Consider the following 19712-nt stretch of genomic DNA (forward strand, 5'->3'; position numbering starts at 1 on the left):
GATGCGGCCTCTCGGTGACAGTGAGTGCGGATGAGAGGTCGTTGCGACTACCCTGCGTGTTACGTCCGTGTTCAGGGTGCTGCCGAACTGTGATCAATAGGCACGATTCCGGTCCAGCCCGCCCGTGAGCAACTCGTGTCCGCGTCGCTCTACCGGAACCTGCCCGGTCGCAGCGCCAGACGGCATGACTGGGGGGGCCGCTGGTCGACCGGCTCGGCGTGCGCCGATCTCAGGTGAGCCGTCCGGGTCCGTTGTGACCGGATACGAGTTTCACTGGGTGAAGGGGCAACGGCAGTGGCGCTGTTCGGCGGTCGGGAGAATGCGGATTTGGCCGCGTTGCATCAGCAGCTCAGTGCCGCGCACGCGACGATCGCGGAGTTGCGCGGATGGGTCACCCAGCTGCGTGGCGCGGGAACTCCCGCGCTCGAAGCCGATTTGCGGCGGCTACGTTCGACCGTCGAGAACGCGAAGCAGGAAAGCGCGGCACTGGACGCCTCGGTCGGACAGCGGAGATCCGAGGTCGCAGCGTGGCAGTCAAGACTGGTCGAAACGCGAGAACTCGCGCTGCTGCAGGAAGTCGGCGTCTACGAGTACGCCCACCCACTCGACGACGCCGTCGCCTACAAGGACGAACTGAAGCGGCTGCGCGAGCAGATCAAGGTCGAGGCGCGGAGCAGCGCGGTGTCCTGTCAGGTCGACTGGGCCGTCAACGGGTCGATCAAGGAGGGCCAGAAGCTCGGCCGCGACATAGCCAAGTTGATGCTGCGTGCCTACAACGCCGAAGCCGACAACGCTGTTCGCGTCGTCAAGCCACACACCCGTGAGGCCGTGAAGAAGCGGCTGACCACCACCCGGGACACGATCGGCCGGCTCGGCGTCCTGATGCGGATCGCCGTCTCGGACAGCTATCACCGGCTCCGTCTGCGCGAGATCGACCTGACCGCCGATTACCTGGTAAAGGTCGAGGCCGAACGAGAAGAGGCTCGGGCGGAGCGCGAGCGACTTCGCGAAGAGGCCAAGGTGATGAAGGAGATCGAGCGGGAACGCGCTCGTCTGGCCAAGGAGCGAGCCCACTACGCCACCGCCATCACCAAGCTCGAAGCGAAAGGCGACCTCGACGGTGCCGCGCGGGCGAAGGAACAGCTGACGTTGATCGACGACGCCATCGCCGGCGTCGAACGGCGGGCCGCCAACATTCGGGTCGGGCACGTGTACGTGATCTCGAACATCGGCGCCTTCGGCCAGGACGTCGTCAAGATCGGCATGACCCGACGGCAAGAACCCCTCGACCGGGTCCGCGAGCTCGGTGACGCATCCGTGCCGTTCCGCTTCGACGTCCACGCTCTGGTCTTCTCCGAGGATGCGGTCACGTTGGAGACCGAACTGCACCGGCGGCTCAGCCACAAGCGGGTCAACCTGGTCAACATGCGCCGGGAGTTCTTCTACGCCACACCGGCCGAGGTCAAGGAGCACCTGATCGCGATCCGTGACGCCCACGTCCTTCAGTACACCGACACACCGGAGGCCGTCGAGTGGCGCGCGTCCGAGCCGAGCCGCCGCGGCGCCGGTGAGGTGGCGGTTCCTCTCGGGCGCAGGGGCTGCCGGCCATGGCCCTGCATGCCGACGGCGATCTGTCCGACGACGGTGGTGAGTGACGCGTGACCCAGCCATCGATCGCCCCGGTCCGCCCGCCTGGATGGTTCACCGATCCGCTCGACGAGCTGCTGCTCCGCTACTGGGAGGGCCGACGCTGGACGTTCCACACCACCGAACTGCCGACTCAGACCCCGGCAGCCGTGCAGCCCGCGCCCACGAAACCGGCAGAGGCGGCCCCCGCTCTCCGACCGGACATCGCGCACGCGGTGAGCCAGGTGAGTGGCTTGCTCGTCGGCTCGATGAAAGAGGTCAACCTCCTGGCCGGCTACCTCCGTCCCGAGGAGCGGGTCTTGGCACTGACCGGAGCACAGGGAGAAGGCTTCGGCGTCCTCGCCTGCACGAGCCAGCGGCTGCTATTCCTCTTCGTCGGCATCGTGCGCAAGCAGGTTCTCGAGGTTGACTGGAACCAAGCCAAAGCGGCGATCTACAACCGCTCGACGAAGTTCCTCGCCGTGTACACGACCCGGCCGACGAAACGCGCGGTACCGGCCATGGCTGTGCGTGTGAGCAACGCCGCCGACGCACACGCCATCGTCGACGCCGCGGAGGCAGCGTCGGCCGCTCCCCGACTCGACGTCATGTGACTGTCACAAGCGTTCACTCATACGCGGACGTAGCGCCAACGAATAGAGCGTTATACGCGATCGCCCTAGCGGTGGGCTGGACCGCATCGCGGGCTCAACTCGGCTGTGGCTTGTAGTATTCGCGGGCCGACCGGGTCTCCATGGCGCGCGTGCAAGCGAGGCACAGCACGCCGCCGGGACCGGCCGGGGCACGATCGCACTTGAAACACGTTCGTTCGACGATCTGCTGGTCGTGGACTGGATTGACGCAGAGCGCACAGTCCGCGGCTCGCCCACCTCGAGGACGACGGGCGTCCGGCAAGTACGCGCCGTTCTGTCCGGTTAACTCCTCGAACCAAGTCAAGGTTTCGGGTGCGACAAGGTGGACGTCACCCCGCAGCGCCCGCATCGGCACGATCTGCTCGGCCGGGAGCATGGCCGCGACGTCATCGACGGTCAGGCCCGGCCACGGCTCGCGATATGGGTGGTACTCGCGGCAGTGGGGCTTCGGACGCTTCTTCGTGCCGTTCGGGCAGGTCCCGAAATTCGTGACCGTGCAGGCGCGCGCGACGAACCGGCTCGGTCCCAGCGCCGTCGCGGACCGCCTCGGCGGCAATGAACTCCACGGCAGTTTGTTGCAGCCAAGTGCCGGGACCTGGTGGAACCACGGCGGGGTCCGGTCGGAGTCCAGGAACCAGACAGGTAGCCAGCCGGCCCGGAAAGACTTCGTAGTACGTGCCTTCGCGAGCTGCGACTGCAGCTCCGAACGCTGGACCTCGATACCCGTTCGACGAGGGCCGTCGATCGCCACGTCAAGGATCGTGCCCGCCCCGGTCCGCACCTCCTGTGACGTTCGGTAACCGGCGTCCTCGGCAGCACGCTGCCAATAGTCCTTCTGGCGTCGATGCTCCGGCGACTCCACAGAGATCTCATGGGTTTGCGTGCACTCGCTCCCTCGGAAATGCACCGCAGCGTAGCGGCCGTTCTTGAGCCGGACGAACATCTCGGCTGCCCCGTCCTCGACCAAAGCCCGCTGACAAAGCAAGGTTCGGTCGCCGCGCTTGATCTTGTACTGCAGCGAGCTGATCAGCGCAAAGTCCCGTTCCGTGAGCTTGGCCAGGTCGAGCAGCCGATCCTGCGGCGTGTAGAGCACCAAAGTCGACATCCGACGCCTCCCCGACGGCTACCCACGGACAAAGGTCGACCACTTACAGTGCAACACGGGTGATACGGGCTGCAATGCGGCCATTCGAGTGCAGATCAGCCCCAAGCCCGTCATCGGTCCCAGGCGACTACGTTCCGCTCTCGACCCGAACCCGCCTCAAACGCCGAGGTGCAGGATGATCGCTACCGCTCGCAAAGCCACCATGAGACTCGCGGTTTCCCCGCGTCGGGCCGGCGCCCGACATCGTCAGGGAACTGCCGGGAGCTACGGGCTGAGGTTCGCGTTCTATGGGCGGATGTCCACAATCGAGTTCCAGGACCGGACAACGTCATCGGGGTGGCAGCGTGAGGTCGCCGAGGAGACGATCCGAGGGCATGGCGTGATTGTGGCCGCGTACTTCGACGAAGGGTGTTCACGTCGGCTGCCCTGGCGGGAACGGCCGGCCGCGGCACAGCTGATGGCAGCAGCGGAGCACCCGAACCGTCCGTTCGACGCGGTCGTCATCGGAGAGTACGAGCGCGCGTTCTACGGAGACCAGTTTGGCGCCGTGCTGACCGCGCTCCGGGCGCGAGGTGTCCAGCTGTGGCTGCCCGAAGCGGACGGTCCGGTGAACCTTGACGACCCGGTGCACCAGGCGTTGATGCTGCTGCTCGGGTCCCAGTCACGTCGCGAGGTGCTGCGGGCTCGGCACCGGGTGCTGGCAGCGATGCACGTTCAGGCCCGTGTTCAAGGCAGGTTCCTCGGCGGCCGACCACCCTACGGCTACCGACTCGCCGATGCCGGCCCGCACCCGAACCGGGCCCACGCGAGCTGGGGACGCCGCATGCACCGTCTCGAACCCGATCCGGCCACCGCACCGTGGGTGCGGTGGATCTTCCAGCAACGAGCCACTGGACGAAGCGTCGCCGGCATCGCGCGGGAACTGAACGACCGCGGCATCCCATGCCCATCGAATGCCGACCGAGACCGCAACCGACACCGGACGAGACACGAGTGGATCATCCGGACAGTCGTCGGGATCCTCGAAAACCCTCGATACACCGGACGCCAGGTGTGGAACCGGCACGGCGCCGGAACAACCGGTCTGACCCACCACCGTGCTCCAGTCCAGCCATCCGCGGCACGAGGTTGGGCCGAGTCGGAGAAGGTGACGCATCCAGCTCTTGTGGACGAGGCGGCGTTCCTAGCGATCCAGGGCATGCGCGCAGCCCGACCCACCCAGCACGGCCACACCAGGACGTACGTGCTGGCAGGTCACGTGCAATGTCAGCTGTGCGGCCGCCGACTGGACTCGCACTGGGTGAACGGCCGCCCCGGCTATCGCTGTCGGCACGGCCACACCAGCGCCCGCAACCGCCCACCCGAGTTGGCGAAGAACGTCTACGTCCGCGAAGACCACTTACTTGATGATCTCCGCGTGCGATTCGCCGAGGCTGCAGGTGATGACGGGTCCGCGATCGCCGACCACATGAGATCGAACGACCTAACGATTACGTGTGGCGGCCCGACTCGAGAAGTCAAGGCATGCCGTCCACCCTGCGCACTTGCCACCATAGACGAGACCGTCGGCGACCAGCTGCTGTTACTCTGACCCAGCCGCGACGCGCGGCTCTATGGGGTAATTGAGTGTCCGATGTCCGAGTCCGAGATCTTGCACGCTAACCACAACATTTAGCCTTTAAGAGGCCGAGTAAGTAAGAGGTCCACCATGCGCGGCAACAGACACCGGATGCACCGGCAGCTTAGGTGTCTGATTTACCAGCCGCCTGATCGGAGACTGGCCGGGTGGGTATCCTCCGAGATTCTCTCGATCCTTATCGCCTTTCGGACTCGGTCCCACCAGTACTCATCACGGCTTGAGCAGTTCCGCGATTACCGTGGCCAATTGGTGTGGCATCGGCTCCGCGGGCAAGTGGAAATGGTGATAGCCGCGCGGCAGTGATGCGGGCCGGTGCCCCGGAACGTGAGTCGTCACCACCCTCATACGACTGTTGGCGACCAACTGATGTGTCCGAGCCAGATGCTGCGTGGTCAGCACGATCACGGGCAAGCCCGTTGTGGTGGCCGTGGCCAGAGCGGGCGCCGGGTCCGGTACCGACAGGGTACGGCTGGTCCACAGGTCGACCAGTTGCTCGGGCGTGGTGATCTCACGTGCTTGGGCCGGATGCGTCAGTGTGATCAGCGTGGGTGCCGTGTTCCGCTGCCACAACACCAGAGTCAGCGTGTAGGCGACGGTACGCAGGACCGCCTCGATCGGTCCGAAGGTGGGCGCCGTCGTATCGAGGACGACGGCCACCGGTCTCGCCAGCGGAACGGACGGCACTGTATAGCGCCGGTAGAGGAGTTGCTGTCCCGCCTCGAGCGCGGCCTGCTGGTCCTTGTCCAGGCTGAGCGCCAAGGCGAGGTGAGCCGGCACCAGGCGGTCGACTCGGCCGTGCCGCGCCTCGACCGGCACGGAGTTCGTCGAGCGTTCCACGCCGGCGCTCTCCACGATCTCCCGATCGGCCCGCTTCGTGGCTGTGCCGAACGCCATCAGGAGTTTCGTGGGCAACTCGGGCAGGGCCGCGACTCGGTCGACCAGCCGCAGTGGCAATGCCGGATCGGCTGCAACCGCGTGTGCTCCGAGCAGTCCCAGAAGCGTGACAGCCTTGCGGTCGAGGTTGTCGAACGCGGCGAGCACCGCCGAGACGTCCGGCGAGACGTGGTGCGACAGCCGGGCCGCCGGAGTCATCAAGAAGGCGCTGATCAGCTGGGTCGGGCGAACCCCGTCGGGAGGCGCCCATTTCGCGGCTCCCGCCAGGTCACGCGCGACCAGGCCGGCGAATCCGGCGCGGGCCGACGCGGGCCAGCCGAGGCGCCGCAGCATGGTCACGCCGGCGCTGTTCGCGATCGCGCTGAACCGGTCGTCGTGGAGGCTGTCCAGCGCTCCGGGGGACGTGGGACCGGTGACGGACACGATGTCGTCCACGACGCCGAGGCCGAGCCAGAGCCCGGCCGCGCCCAGGGCCACCACCGCGGAGAGGGAGGATCGCCGCGCGCCGATACCGGGCAGCGTCACGGGAACAGCGGCGCCGGTCAGCACCGGGACGGCCGGTCGCGGCGCCGCGGGATCCAGCTCCACCGTCAGGATCCGGACACTTCGCCGGGCACCGGCAGCCACCGCGACTTGCCCGCCCGCCGTGAGGAACGACGAGACCGAGGTCGTCTCGCCCATCGCGCCTTGGTGCGAGCTGAGGGTGTTCAGCGTGATGGGAGCCGACCCGACCGCGAAAAGGCGCACCGCTCCCGTGTGCGTCCCCGCCACCAGGATGTTCCGGCCGTCAGGGAGTCCCTGCCAGGCCAGGGAACAGAGCGGTTCACCGTCCGGGACGGCGGCTTGCGCCGCGAGGGCGGGAAGCCCGGTCCCGTGGTCGACGGACCAGACCATGACCTGGGCGCCGGTGTGGGTGGCCAGCAGGCCCAGGCCGTCCGAGGTTCGGTGCCACACAGCTCGGTCGGCTCCCGGGAAGGCGGCTCCGGGGAAGGTGGCTCCCGGGAAGGCGGCAGGCTGCGGGCGGCCGGACCCGTCCAGCTCCCAGATGCGCAGCCCGGAGCGAGGTCCGGCCGAAGCCAGCAGTGACCGCCCGTCGGGCAACGAGAACCACTCGACCGTACCGATCTGCCCGTCGACACCTGCCGACCCCAACCGTTTGGTCATTCCGTCGAGGAGGTTGACCTCGTAGACACTCAGCTGGCCGGACCGGCTGCCGACAGCCAGCAGAAGCCGGTTGTGGCCGACGGAGCACCACGACACTGCCTCCGTCGCCACGTTCCAGTCCACCAGCGTGGCGAGGTGCCGGATCGACTTGCGTCCCATGGAGTGGATCACCACCCTCACGGTCCGGTCGAGGCTGCTGGTGGCGACGATGACGCGGTCGCCGGGAAACTCGTGAATGGCGATGCCGGTGATCAGACCGCCGTGTCCGCTGCTTGCCAGTGGCGTCATGCTTCCCAGGTGCGGGTCGACGGCCCAGAGCCGCAACGCGTTGTCCACCTCGCCCGTCGCGAGCAGAGCACGGCCATCGGGCAGCTGGTGCCACGCCGACACCAGGAACGGCTTGGGAGGGTACTCGAAGATCCCCGGGACGACGTCGACGACCGAAGTCACCCGGTACGCACCGGTCCACGCCTCGCCGCCGCCACCTGGCTCCGTGTCCGCCTGCGGCGCCACCGCCACCGGGCCCCGCGAGATCTGGCGGCCCACGGTGGCCAGCTGGGCGGACAACCATGCGTCCAGCTCGGCGGTCGCGGTCATCGGCGAGCGCCGGTCGGACGGTCGGCCCTGGCGGCGGCCTCGTACAGGTGTGCCGCGGTGACCGGTTCGCCGTGGCGCTCGAACAGCTTCGCCGCGGCGACCAGGTCGCCGGCCGTCTCGTGCTCCCAGGCCTCGTCCCGCCACGTACGGGCCCGCACCGGCTCGGCAGGCCGCGCGGCGGCGACCGGGGGTGTGTACGGTCGCGGCGTCCTGGGGGCCGGGCGGCGCGCCTCCGGCTTCGGCCGGAACTCGGCTTCCACTGCTTCGAGCCGTTCGACGGCTTCGTCGGGCAGCTGCCAGTCGATCTCCGGGAGCTCGCCCGCCCAGAGCGTCCACACCGGCTCGCGCGAGGGCTCCGAGACGTCGAACGCCAGTCCCCGGCCGGGGAGCAGGATCACCGCGTGCCCGCCGTCGGCCTCGAACAGCTCCCGCCGGGCGGCGGCCGGCAGCACCGGTGAGAGCCGGTACCCCACCGGCAGGTACAGCGCTCCCGGCCCCATCCGGTACAGCGGTTCCCCGATTGGGAGCCGCTGCAGCAGACCGCCTGCGGCGAAGAGCAGGTGTCGGTCGCGGCCGAAGCTGATCCAGGCCTGCTCCGCCAGCGGATGGCCCTGCAGGAGAAGGGAAAGCAGCGGCAGGTCGTCGTCTTCGAGCAGGATCGCGTCGACATGGCTTGTCTCGACCCGGTCGGCGACGACGTTCACCGCCACCGGCTCCACGGTGCTCGGGCGTCCCCCGAGTACCGGCGAAGCGATCTCGTAGATGGGATGCCGCCGCACCAGGCCTGTGCTGTCGCGGGGTTCTGCCAGATCGCGGAAGACGGCGCACCCGAAGACCGCGTCGGCCAAGACCCAGCGCCGGCCCGGAGGAACCAGGTCGAGCAGCTGACCGTCGGCCAATGCGGCACCGAGCCCGTACTGGACCAGCAGTTCGTCGCCGGGCATCCGGCAGAGCAGCAGCTGGGGATCGAGATCCAACGCCCGCAGCAGGCTTTCCGGCAAGGACGCGGTGACGTCACCACTCCGCGCGGGCGGTCTCGAGATCTCGACGGCGATCAGCACGGAGCCCGCGGTGTCGGTCGAGCCAGCGCCGTCGGTGAACAACGGCCGGAGTTCGACCGGCCGGTGCGTGACGCGCAGCCCGAGTTCGAGGGTCCGGCGGACCAGCGGCCCCACGCCGAAACCCGCGGACAGCACCGTCACCCGCGTCGGCGATGCCTCCCGCACGGAATGGAGCCCCGCCAGCCGGATCAGGTCTCGCGGGGTCGCCTCACGGAGGCCACTCACCGGCTCACCGTCGGCCGGACGGCCGACCCACGTTTTCGCGGCCGGACGCAGCGGCGCCGCCGCACCCCAGCCCCGCTCCGGCACGAACCGGTCGCCGACGCGCAGGTAGCCCCGGCCGCCGCACGTCGTGATCAGCTCGCGGCCCAGCGGCGTGGGCACGACGACCGCGACCCAGCAGGTGCTCGCGCCGCTGTCGTGCAGGATCGTGGCGCGCTCGCCGAGGCCCAGGCTGATCAGCTCCCCGTTGAAGGCAAGCGCCGCCGCCGCGGACGGGAACCGGCCGACGAGCTCCGAGGCCGGGGCCGGTTGCGGCGGCTGGTCCGCGGCGGCAGGCGGCGGTGCCACCGCGGTTGCCGGCGGCGGTTTCCGGTCCGGCCGGTGGTGAATCTCCTGGATGCCGCCGACTGCGGTGCCCGACGGGTCGGGCGGCGAACCTTCCGGCGACCGGCGTCGTCGTGGGAAAATGGCCATGGGCTATCCGTTCCGTGTTCGTTCCTCGTCCGGCAGGACCAGGGTCATGCCGAACTTCTTCTCCCCCCAGGCGAGCCAGCGTTCACGCGCTCCCCTCCTGCGGCCGGAGACGGCGGCGGCGAAGATCAGCTGAGCCTGGTCGTCGCGCCGCATCACCTCGGCGATCTCGACGCACCAGGTCTCCACGACGCCGTCGTGGTTGGGCCGGAACACGCGGAAGTCGGCACAGATTTCGCCGAGGAAGGCGATCACCTCGGCTTCCGGCGCTCGTTCCGCCAGAGCGCAGCGGGCGGTGACCGCCAGCCGGCGCAGGTCGGCAGGTCGCGCCGGTCCGGCCCCCGTCGCCGCGACCGCGTCCTTGGCCAGGACGGCGCGTGCGGCGACCGGATCGGCGCAGTCGTGCACGAGCAGCCACGCGGCGAGGTGGACCTGGTTGCTGTGGGCGTAGTCGAAAGCCGCCTCACGCAGGTTGCCCATCCGCATGTGGAGCTCGGCAGATCGCCGGTGCGCGCCGATCTCGCGGTAGCAGCGCGCAGCCTCCGCGGGCTGGTTCGCCCGCTCGTAGCAGCGGGCCGCGTTCTCCAGTAGTCGGGCGTCAACCACGGCGGGGTTCCTCCACACGGCGGCCTTCGCTCTCGGGGGGCTCCTGCCGGCCGGGGAACACGGTCTCCACCGGCTCGGGTGCCGCCTCGACGGACACGACCTCGTCGATCAGGGGGTGCCGGTCCACGACCCCGGCGATCCGGGTGGTGGCCGCGTCGTGCCGGCGGTCGTGGTCGGCGTCCGACACATCCGCGTCGACCGCTTCGACCGTGAACATCTCCACTTCGCCGGTCGCGGAGTTGTACCGGAAGTGCACCCGGACCCTCATGCCGGCATCTCGAACTGGATCTCGAGCACGCCGTCGTGGTCGGTGCACAGCACGTCCCCGGCGCCGTGACTGCGCGCGTAGGCCACGATCGCGTCGCGGTACGCCTCGGCGAGCACGGCATGGAACAGGTTGCGCCCCTGCACGCCGACCAGGTCGAGCCGCGCGACGGCAGCGGCTTCCAGCTCGCGGCGCCGAGCCGCCGTCGCCTCGGCCATGGCACGATCGGCGTCGGCCGAGGCGGCGGCGTCGAGCCGCCCGGCCTCTCGCGCCTCGGCCTCGGCCCGGCGCCGGGCCACGAGCGCGTCGGCTTCCCGCGCCAAGGCCCGCTCGGCGTCCTGCTGGGCCTCTTCACGTGCGGTACGCGCGGTCCAGCCCCCGTAGCCGTCGTCGTACCAGACGCCCTCACCCACCACGTCGATGCGTTCTTCGACCGTGCCCGAGATGGCCTGCCGCGCCTCACCGGTCACGGCGACTTCGTCCGTGAGGCGAGCCACGATCTCCAGCTCCCGGGTCACCGGGTCCAGAGTGATCAGCCCGCCGTCCAGCGGGTGCGTGAACCGTTCACCGTCCCAGTCCCAGTCGTCGCTGCGCTCGAGCACGGTGGCGAGCGCGGCGAGCGTCGGCGCACCGATGTCGGCGGCGAGCGGCTCGCGGATCCGGGCCTCACCGGCGACGGTGCCGCGGCGGGTCACCTGACGGCGCACTTCGTCGGCCCAGGTCCGCTGGAGGTCACGCGTCGCCCGGACCCGGACGCGGCGCGGGTTACACATCTCCGAGACCTTCGTGATCGTGGAGCTCCCGGTACCGGGTCACCGCGCCGCGGAGGACCTTCATCACGTCCCGGCTCAGTTCCGGCTCGTTCGGGTGGTCCCGCCGGACCTCGAGGTTGAGCTTCTGCAGCCGGCCGAGTGCTTCACGCAGCTCCGGTCCGCCGGTCACGGCCGCGGCCCGGGTGCTCAGCTCCTGCAGGTCCAGCCGGATCTCCGCGGTCACCCGGGCGCTGCTGCGGGAAGCCGCCACCGGGATCCCGTGCTCCGACACGATCCGCTGGATGGACTCGGCGTCCTGCGGATCGGCCCACATGTTGCACAGGACCGCCAGGTCGGTCGTGGTGGCGGCGGCCCGGCCGGCCAGCAAAGCCGAGGCGGCCACCACCTTCTGCGCCTTGACGATCCGGCGGTCGGAGAACCGGATGCCCTCCGACCGGAACGAGCGGGCCACCGCCGCCATGGTCTCGCGCACCGGCAGGAGGTCGATCGTCGCGACGGCCTGCTGCAGCGAGCGCAGCTCCTCGAGACCGAAGACCACTTCCGTGCGCCGGACGTCGGGACCGGCTTCGCCGTTTCGGGTGACGTCGTGCCGGAGGGCGCCGCGCTCCAGCGTCCAGCCCTGCTCGAGCAGGTCCTCCAGGTCGTCCTCCGGCACGTACCGGACGTTGTTCCTGAGCAGGAAGCGGTCGCTGAACGCATTGAGCACCGGCTCGTCGCTCATCTCGTTGGACGAACCGAGCATGGTCATCAGCTTCGCGCGGGTCGGGTGCGAACCGTTGTGGAAGGTCCGTTCGTTGACCAGCGTCAGCAGGGTGTTCAGGATCGCCGAGCTGCCCTGGAAGATCTCGTCGAGGAAGACGATCTCGTTGTCGGGCAGCATGTCCGTGGTCTTGATCTGGTACCGGCTCTCGTTCTTGAAGACCTCGAGGTCGAGTGGACCGAAGAGCTCGGCGGGTTCGGTGAACCTGGTCAGCAGGTAGTTGAAGTAGCCGACCCCCAGCATGCGGGCGAAGCGGTCGAGGAGACCGCTCTTGGCCGTCCCGGGCGGGCCGATCAGGAGCACGTGCTCCTGACACACCGCGGCGAGCCCCAGCAGGTCCACGACATCGTCCCGGCCGATGTAGTGCTGTTTCACGTCCTCGAGCCTCGCCTTGAATTTGCCGCTTCGCACCTTCATGGCGTCGTTCAGCGATGGCACGGCCATCGTGTCAGTCATTGTTCCTCCGAGTGTCGTCATTCGGCACGTCCACCGTCAGCTCGGCGACGGAGTGGTCCTGGGTGTCCCGGATCGCGTCGGTGGCGGGGCGGCCGGTCGACAGCGGGACCCAGCGCCGGTCGCCGGTGTTACCGGTCGTCCGGCCCCGTGGGCCGGCGCCGGTCCGGTCGATGTCCTGCTGTTGCCGGGCGCGCAGCAGGGTGCCGACGAGTTCACCGATGCGTTCCGGCTCGATCGGCAGGCCGCGCCGTTCTCCGACGAGCTGAGCCGCCCGCGCGTCACGGAAGACGGACCTGATCTCGTCACCGTTCAGGCTTTCGGTCGCCCGCGCCACACTGGCCAGCAGCTGTTCGCCGGCCGGCACGCCGAAGTGCTTGGCGTGCCAGCGGGCGATCTCGTGGCGTGCGGCCTGGTTCGGCAGGTCGATCTTGATCGGCCGGAACCGGCTCGGCCGCAGCAGGGCGACGTCGATCAGGTCGATCCGGTTGGTCGTCCCGACGATGATCACCGGTACTTCCGGGCGGAACCCGTCCAGCTCGGTGAGCAGCTGGGCGACGATCGCGTTGCCGGCCCGGCTGCCGCCGTCGTCGCGGCCGGTGCGCTGCCCGGCGATGGAGTCGAACTCGTCGAAGACCAGAACGGCCGGCGCGTTCCTCCGGGCCTCGGCGAAGAGCTCACGCAGCTTGCGTTCGCTCTCGCCGACGTACATGTCGGTGATCTCGGGTCCGGAGACGACCTGGATGGTGCCGCGAAGCCGCGTCGCGATCGCCTTGGCGAACAACGTCTTGCCGGTTCCCGGCGGACCGTGCAACACGAACCCGCGCGGAACCAGGTCGTGCCGCAGGTGCTGGGGCAGGTCGACCGAGCCCCCGACGATGTCGAGTGCCTCGGAGAGGTCGGCCTTCACGTCGTCGTACCCGCCGATGGCGTCGAACGGGACGCTGGGCACTTCGAAGGAGCCGGTCGACGTGCGGGCCTTGAAGAGGCGCAGCTCCTGCAGCAGCGCCGCGAAGGTCGCCTGCTCGCCCGCGCCGCCGGCCGCGGGACGGTTGTCCCGGTAGTGCTGGGCGCTGTAGCGCAGCGCGTGCCGCAGCCGAACGGCGTTCATGCCGGCCACGTGCTTGTACAGCTCGTCCGCGTCGAAGCCGCTGAACATCTCGGCCTCCCGCCGGGTCACCAGCGCGCGGCCGATGGGAACCGGCGAGCCGTCGGCCCCTTTGATCTCGCGAGGCAGGATGTCGATCGCGAGCCGCACCGCGAAGCGGTTGGCCAGCACCTCGTGCAGGACCAGCGAAGGATCGACGAAGCCGAGCAGAACCGCGCCGCTGTGCTCGTACAGCAGGTCGGTGACCTCGCGTGCCTCGCTGCTCAGGCTGGCGTCGTTGCCCCCGGCGAGCAGGTCCAGGTGCGGGATGACGATCACGTCGCCGAGCGGTGCCTTGGCCAGCATGTGGTCGAGCTCGGCCAGCACCGCCGCCCTGCGCGCACCGGCCAGCGGGTTCGCCCCGGCCGGATTCAGGCTGGGGAGCGCGTCCTGCCCACCCACGCGGACCATGTGCTTCGGGCGGAGGGAACGCAGCGCCACTTCGGCCGCGAGGTGTTCGACAAGCAGCTTCTCGCACCGCACCAGGACCGAGAGCCCGTTGTTCAGGTAGCCGGCCGCGGCGTTCAGCTCGTCGTCGTGTGCCCGGAGCGTGGCCTCTTTCTCCGTCAGCTCTTCCGGGTGGCCGGGCGGGACGTCCACGACCGCGGTCACGAACTCCGCGTCTCCGATGTCCCGCGACGGGGGTTCGGACACGGCTGGGCCGGACGAAGCCGCTCCCCATTGCCCGGGCGGCGGCAGTCCGGGAGGCAGGCACGTCGGAACGTCCGTGCCCGGAGCCACCGACCGCATGGACACGCGACCGATCGGCAGGTCGAGGTGGTCGTTGGTGAGCTCGGTCGTCGAGAACGCCGGGTGAGCGAGCAGGAACTCGCGGACCGTGGACGCCGGATTTTCCTGCGACCGCAGCATCCACGCGTTGAGCAGCTCCTGCGGGTCCGGGGACACGAGCACTATCTCGGTTCTTCCACCACGTCTCATGCCGCGCGCCTCGCACCCAGCCGGTAACGGTCGACGAGCTGCAGAGCCCGCTGGCAGCCGTCGAGATACGGGTGTTCGCGCAGGAAACCCCCGTTGCGCGCCCGGATCTGGGCCAGCGGGGCCCAGAAACGCACGGTCTGCAGATGCAGGTCCGTCGGCAACCCGGGCCGGGACAGCTCCCGGCGGGCCACCCTGATCCGTTCGTCCCACTCTTCGCCGTGCACGGTCCTGGCCAGCACGTAGACGTCGATCACGACGTCCGGGTGGCCGATGACGAGCAGCTGCATCAGGTCGGACCGCCACCCGAGTACCTCCGCCGACTTCCGCCACGCGGCGAACGTGGTGGTGAGCAGCGCTCGCCCACCGGGTCGCGTGATCAGCTCCATCGCCGTCCTGACGTCCGGGTCGGTAGTGCCCGCACGCAGCTCCTGGAGCGGCGGACGGTGGAGCACCCGGGTGAGGGGCGAGTGGCTCAGCAGTACTTCCGGCAGCGGCACCTCCCGCGCGGACGCCGCGGTCGACGCCGGGTACACGACCGGCAACGGCGGTGGCGGCGCGACGGTCCCCAGGAACGGAGCGACGACGAAATGCCGTGCGGCGGCGTCGTTCCAGCGGCCATCCGCGTGGGGCCGGGGCGCCGCGACGGCGGTCGCCAGCCGTGCCGCGGGTTTGGTCAGGCTTCGTCCGCCGATGGCCGCCGCGAGCAGGATGACCCCGGCGCCGGCCGGACCGCGGTCACCGAGGACGGGTGCGGGGAGTCCCGCCCGCCCCGCCCCCGTGCGCAGGAGCTCTCGCGCGGCCTCGAGGGTGGCGTCCGTGGGCCGGGCCAGGCCGGTGGTTCTGCTCAACGGTCCGGACGGCGGTGCCCCGCTCGGCGAAGCGGCCCAGGTCAGCACTCGCCGGGCGGTCGAGTCCCCGTTCACCGGGTCACCTGGTACGAGGTCAGGGCCACGCTGCCGTGGTGAGCGGCGTAGAACCGGAGCGTGCGGCCGGTTTTCGAAAGGTTGACGAGCGCCGCGATCTGCCACGGCCTGCGGAACGTGCTCGTGTGCAGGGCGACGTCGATGCTGGAAAGCCCGAGGTGCTCGGTGGCGGGGAACAAATGGGTGTGATACCAGCCGACCAGCTGCTGCCCGTCGTCGCGTTGCGAGATCTGGTCGTTGATGCGGAGGAAACTCTCCCCGGTGAAGGTGAAGTGGAACATCGAGGCGCCGGTGCGTTCGGCGGGCACCACCTGCGACACCCGCACCACGAGGTGGTCGACCGGGTCGGCCAGGCGGTAGACCTTGCCGACCAGGAAACCGCCGTCCTCGACGTCCTCGTCGAATTCGATCCCGCTCGTGAAGCCGGAATGGATTTCTTCCGGAACCAGGACCGAAACCGGATGAGAACCTCCCGGCGGAGCCAGCCCCAGTTCGGCGAGAGAGATCTCCGGCGGCAACGGCTGCTCGATCTCGTGCAGGTCGAACAGCGCGCGGCCCGGCTTGGCGTCGATCCGCATCACCCCGCTCACGGCCGGTGTGGGACGAGTCAGCCGCAGCGATGACAGCGTGGGTCCGTCGATGACATACCCCCAGTTGGTCTCGTCGGGATCCCGATCGGCCAGCAGAGTGCGCAACGGCCGCCCGACGACCTCGCTGATCGGGTGCGGGTGCTGGTAGATGACCTCGCCCGCACGCATGATCCGCACGTGGAGGTAACCGTGGCTGCTACGCAGGTTGACCAGTTCCGGCGCGTCTCCCAAGGCGGCGGAATCGGCGATGGGAAGCACCCGCAGGATGAACCGGCAACCGGCCAGGGACTGTTTCAGCACCGGTTCGAACACTGCGCGGAGAATCGGCAAAATGGGCAGGCGAGTGTACGGAACGTAGTCGTCGGTGCGATAGATCGCCAGCTCCACGGCCATCAGATCGACTCCGCATCCTGCCGGAAGATGACATTCGGATAGTGGGGTTCCGTACGGTCCCCCGGTTCTCCCCCACTCAGTGTCCTCGGGTCGATACCCCCGATCTCGCGGATTCGGTCGGGGTTCGCGTCCACCCAGGCACGTGCGTTCGCGTCGTACACGTTGGGCAGCAGCTCGACGCGCCCGTCAGGGTGCTCGACGCGTTCGACCAGGCTGTAGTTCCGGTAGCCCGCCATGTCGACGAGGATCTGGCACAGCTCACCGAAACTCATGGCGGGTTGGTAGGACGTCTGCAGCAGGCCGAGGCAGACGGTGCCCCGCATCTCTTTCGCCACCCGGCGTTCCGGGGTGTCGTACATCGGGGCGACATTGGGGTGGAAGATCGGCGAGCGCCACACCACCCGGGGCGGGGTGATGGGGAACTCCGGGCCGAGCTCGATCTCGACCTCGTGGCGGTCGGTCCGGCGCACCGGGCCGCCGGGCTCGGCAGGCGGCGCCCAGCTCGGCGCGCTGAAGGAGATCAGGTAGGCCATCGGCAGCAGATCGGAGTCGACGCGTACCTCGAACCCGGGGTGCGCCGCCGCGTAGTCGCGCATCTGCTTGCGCACCCGGAAGATGGCGTCCTGGCGATCCAGCGGGTTGCTCCCCGCCGTCGCCTGGAAACCGACCCTCAGCTGGTCGCCGTCCCGGATTCCGGCGTCGTGCAGGGTGTCCTCCCCGCGGACCCGCCTTCGCGTGCCCCGATCGTCGACGTGATCGACGACCGCTTGCCTTCTCCCGGCGAAGTCCCCGGGGTACTGGGTGTGGATGAGCTCCGAGGCGATGTGGCCCATCGTCTGCTGAGCGGGCGCGTCCTCGATGCGGAACCGCCGGCCGTCCGGACCGTCGATGTAGAGCCGGGCGATGAGGTAGTCCGGCACCCCCGGCGGGACCAGTGTCCAGCCGAGGGTGGTGGCGTCGAGCAGCCGCCGCACCGCACCGGCATCGGCGCTCGACAGCCGGAACGAGACGGCGTTGGCGGTCGACCATTCCTCGGCGGGGTCCAGCCCGAGACCGGCGAGCACCTTGTAGGCGTCGTCGCGTGCGTCCTCGGACCCGGCCCGCACGATCACGTGGCAGGTGTCCCCGACCGAGGGCAGCTCGTGGCCCGCCTGCCGGGCTTCCGGTGCCGGCCCGCCGGCCACGTCGGCCGGCCTGGCGGCAAGGGGTGCCGGTACCGCGGGTGGTTCCGGCACCGCTTGCGGCGATGCGTCCTGGACGAGGCCGTACCGAACCGCGAGACGCCGGAACGTCTCGTTGCGCGGGTACACGCGCAGCCCGCACATCAGCAGTTCCCAGTTCGCCGCCGTGGTGTCGAGAATGCCGTTCTCCACCTCCAGGAAGATGTTGCTCCAGAAGTCGGAGGGGTTGTCGAAGCCCGGCAGGGCAGCCACCGGAAAGCCCAAGCGACGCACGGCACGCTCGGCGGCCGCGCGGATGCGAAAGGCCCCAATGAACGCCACAAGGAGCTCGTCGAGCTCCTCGGCGCTCAGCGCGATGTCCTGCTCCGGCGGAACCGGTCTCCCCGATCCCGATGCACCGGGATCGGACTCGTCGTCCCGGCCGGATCTCAGCCCTTCAGTCGGAGCCACCGGTACTCCCCTTCCACGAGACGGACGGCCAGCACTTCCTCCGGCGCGACACCGAGGTCTTCCAGTCGGGTGCCCGGCTCGGCGTCCCGGAGCGACAGCGTCCGGCGGCCCACGGCACCGGGCCCGCGATCGGGTCGCGGGAAGGGCGCCCAGGCGAGCGGAACCGCGCCGGCGGGAAGTTCCGCCAGCAGCGACCGGACGGTGTCGTGGGTGCCCACCGCCACCGGTTCGACGGGGCCGTCGAGCGGCCGGTGGAAAGGGCAGTCCGGGTCACGGCCGACCACGACGGGCGACGTCTCGCCCGACGGGCCGTCCACGCGTAGCAACCGGTAGGGCGGCGGGTCGCCCAGGACGGTGCGCAAGGCCACCAGAGTGCTCCAGCCCGCCACGATCGCCGTCCCGACGATGGACGACGGCACCGGGCGCCCCGGCACGTCGCTCACGCACGCCCACCGATCGTCCGACTCCGCGCGTTGCTCCGCGGTGAGTGTGCACGCGTAGCACGGTTCGGTCGTCGTCAGCCGCAACCGGACCTCTCCGCCCCACGGCGTCGTCCCGCCGTCCACCAGGGGCGCGCCGGCCAGTGCGCAGCGGCCCAGCAGCTGCAGGCGGGCCCGCGTGCTGTCCAGGCAGCCGATCACGACGGTCGCGTCCGCCAGCTCCCCCAGCCCCACGCCGGAGACCAGGTCCCGCACCCTCGGGTCGACCACGGTGCCGGGTGCCAGGCCGGCGACCGCCTCCGCCACGACCCGGGCCTTGGGACGACCGATGTCGGCCTGGCGGAACAACACCGTGCGGCTGAGGTTGCCGAGGGCCACCGTGTCCGGGTCGCAGAGCACGATCCGCCCGACCCCGGCGAGGGCGAGGTTCTTGACGACCTCGTTGCCCAGCGCACCGGCACCCACGACCACCACGCGGGCGGCCGAGACCCGCGCCTGGTCCCAGCCGGGGATGCGGTCGTGCCGGTCGTGCCGTGTCCCCGTCATCGCGTCCCCCGCACCCGGGCCAGCGTCACCGGGCAGACCGAAAGCGTGCTGTCCGGCCGCCACGCTTCCCAGCAGCTCAGGCCGGCCGCGGGATCACGGTGGACGGCGGCGCCACACCGGGGGGTCGAGGGCCCGCACGGGCAGACGACGACGTGCTCGCCGGCCCGGAAGGTGTGTCCGCAGTAGAGGCATCGCGGCGGGTCGGCCAGGTCCGGAGTGGCCACTCGCCAGTCGCCGGCGGCCAACCGGTGCACCGGGATCCCCCCGGCAGGCGGGAAAGCGCGCAGCAACCCGGCGGCGAAGCCCGAGTCGAGGTCCGGTGACCCGGCTGCGTCGCCGTCGCCGCCGCAGGCCAGCCACGGATCGGTGTGCACCACGACGAAGCGGGGACTGGTGGTGACCTCCACGGCGTCGCCGCGCCGGAACGTCTGCCCGCACCGGCCACAACGATCGTGGTTCCACGACGACGCGGGGCTGGTCACCGCCCGGCCGCCGGCGGTGATCGCCTCACCCGCGGGCTGGGGGTTCATGCCCCGTAGCCGGCCGTCCTCGAACCGCTCGACGTCGTCCACGGTTCAGCCGCACAACATCTGTTCGACCGGTCCGGGCGCGACCGCCCGCAGCACGGCCTCCAGCGTGGCCGGGCGCAACGCGTCACCCAGCACCTCGACCCCTGTTTCGGTCACGGAGATGCGCAGGCGCACCAGATCGCCCTCGGGGTGGTCGCCGTACTCGTCGGGCTCGATCAGATCGGGAACTTCGTCCACGTAGACCCGGTCCGGTGCACCGCGGTCAGCGGCGGCAGTCGTCATGA

17 protein-coding genes are annotated in these 19712 nt (G+C 69.9%); 3 read left to right on the forward strand and 14 right to left on the reverse strand.

The annotated features are described in order from the left end of the window. Positions 1-294: 294 nt before the first annotated feature. On the forward strand, positions 295-1662 hold the full coding sequence (locus AB0C38_RS13575; protein WP_360671558.1) for a DUF4041 domain-containing protein: 1368 nt from the start codon (positions 295-297) through the stop codon (positions 1660-1662). Further along, positions 1659-2240, forward strand: a complete 582-nt coding sequence (locus AB0C38_RS13580) for a DUF2510 domain-containing protein (RefSeq protein WP_360671561.1) — start codon at positions 1659-1661, stop codon at positions 2238-2240. Before AB0C38_RS13575 ends, AB0C38_RS13580 begins: the two co-directional genes overlap by 4 nt. A gap of 94 nt (positions 2241-2334) precedes the next feature. On the opposite strand, the gene AB0C38_RS13585 is transcribed toward AB0C38_RS13580, so the two are convergent. Beyond that, positions 2335-3384 carry a hypothetical protein gene (locus AB0C38_RS13585; RefSeq protein WP_360671564.1) on the reverse strand — a complete coding sequence of 350 codons (1050 nt, stop codon included), beginning with the start codon at positions 3382-3384 and terminating at the stop codon, positions 2335-2337. A gap of 295 nt (positions 3385-3679) precedes the next feature. Here AB0C38_RS13585 and AB0C38_RS13590 point away from each other — a divergent pair, with 295 nt between their 5' ends. After that, positions 3680-4975, forward strand: coding sequence for a recombinase family protein (locus AB0C38_RS13590; protein WP_360671567.1), 1296 nt, complete (start codon positions 3680-3682; stop codon positions 4973-4975). A gap of 258 nt (positions 4976-5233) precedes the next feature. Here the strand turns inward: AB0C38_RS13590 and AB0C38_RS13595 are convergent, their stop codons facing one another. From AB0C38_RS13595 to AB0C38_RS13655, 13 genes are read right to left on the reverse strand one after another with little or no spacing between them, the layout of a single operon-like run. Then, positions 5234-7678: a WD40 repeat domain-containing protein gene (locus AB0C38_RS13595; RefSeq protein WP_360671570.1), complete on the reverse strand. Its 2445-nt coding sequence runs from the start codon at positions 7676-7678 to the stop codon at positions 5234-5236. Beyond that, positions 7675-9435, reverse strand: coding sequence for a hypothetical protein (locus tag AB0C38_RS13600; RefSeq protein ID WP_360671572.1), 1761 nt, complete (start codon positions 9433-9435; stop codon positions 7675-7677). Before AB0C38_RS13600 ends, AB0C38_RS13595 begins: the two co-directional genes overlap by 4 nt. Before the next feature lie 3 nt (positions 9436-9438). Further along, the gene (locus AB0C38_RS13605) at positions 9439-10038 is read right to left on the reverse strand and encodes a hypothetical protein (protein WP_360671575.1); all 600 of its coding nucleotides are present in this window, start codon (positions 10036-10038) and stop codon (positions 9439-9441) included. Beyond that, the gene (locus tag AB0C38_RS13610; RefSeq protein ID WP_360671578.1) at positions 10031-10306 is read right to left on the reverse strand and encodes a hypothetical protein; all 276 of its coding nucleotides are present in this window, start codon (positions 10304-10306) and stop codon (positions 10031-10033) included. The genes AB0C38_RS13605 and AB0C38_RS13610 overlap by 8 nt, the downstream gene beginning before the upstream one ends. Then, positions 10303-11076 (reverse strand): hypothetical protein, encoded by a 774-nt coding sequence (locus AB0C38_RS13615; RefSeq protein WP_360671581.1) that lies wholly within the window; start codon positions 11074-11076, stop codon positions 10303-10305. Before AB0C38_RS13615 ends, AB0C38_RS13610 begins: the two co-directional genes overlap by 4 nt. Next, positions 11069-12292: an AAA family ATPase gene (locus tag AB0C38_RS13620; protein WP_360671584.1), complete on the reverse strand. Its 1224-nt coding sequence runs from the start codon at positions 12290-12292 to the stop codon at positions 11069-11071. The genes AB0C38_RS13615 and AB0C38_RS13620 overlap by 8 nt, the downstream gene beginning before the upstream one ends. Then, entirely contained in the window at positions 12285-14348 is a 2064-nt protein-coding gene (locus AB0C38_RS13625; RefSeq protein WP_360671587.1) for an ATP-binding protein, read from the reverse strand. The genes AB0C38_RS13620 and AB0C38_RS13625 overlap by 8 nt, the downstream gene beginning before the upstream one ends. A 23-nt stretch (positions 14349-14371) precedes the next feature. Then, entirely contained in the window at positions 14372-15298 is a 927-nt protein-coding gene (locus AB0C38_RS13630; RefSeq protein ID WP_360671590.1) for a hypothetical protein, read from the reverse strand. Beyond that, positions 15295-16281: a JAB N-terminal domain-containing protein gene (locus AB0C38_RS13635; RefSeq protein ID WP_360671592.1), complete on the reverse strand. Its 987-nt coding sequence runs from the start codon at positions 16279-16281 to the stop codon at positions 15295-15297. Before AB0C38_RS13635 ends, AB0C38_RS13630 begins: the two co-directional genes overlap by 4 nt. Further along, on the reverse strand, positions 16281-17912 hold the full coding sequence (locus AB0C38_RS13640) for an effector-associated domain EAD1-containing protein (RefSeq protein WP_360671595.1): 1632 nt from the start codon (positions 17910-17912) through the stop codon (positions 16281-16283). The genes AB0C38_RS13635 and AB0C38_RS13640 overlap by 1 nt, the downstream gene beginning before the upstream one ends. Continuing rightward, the gene (locus AB0C38_RS13645; protein ID WP_360671598.1) at positions 17891-18898 is read right to left on the reverse strand and encodes a ThiF family adenylyltransferase; all 1008 of its coding nucleotides are present in this window, start codon (positions 18896-18898) and stop codon (positions 17891-17893) included. Before AB0C38_RS13645 ends, AB0C38_RS13640 begins: the two co-directional genes overlap by 22 nt. Beyond that, entirely contained in the window at positions 18895-19470 is a 576-nt protein-coding gene (locus AB0C38_RS13650; RefSeq protein WP_360671600.1) for a hypothetical protein, read from the reverse strand. The genes AB0C38_RS13645 and AB0C38_RS13650 overlap by 4 nt, the downstream gene beginning before the upstream one ends. Positions 19471-19473: 3 nt before the next feature. Next, positions 19474-19710: a radical SAM-modified peptide, FtsH ternary system-associated gene (locus AB0C38_RS13655; RefSeq protein ID WP_360671603.1), complete on the reverse strand. Its 237-nt coding sequence runs from the start codon at positions 19708-19710 to the stop codon at positions 19474-19476. Positions 19711-19712: the final 2 nt, after the last annotated feature.

This window comes from Amycolatopsis sp. NPDC048633, from assembly GCF_040650695.1.
In the GTDB taxonomy this organism is placed as follows: domain Bacteria; phylum Actinomycetota; class Actinomycetes; order Mycobacteriales; family Pseudonocardiaceae; genus Amycolatopsis.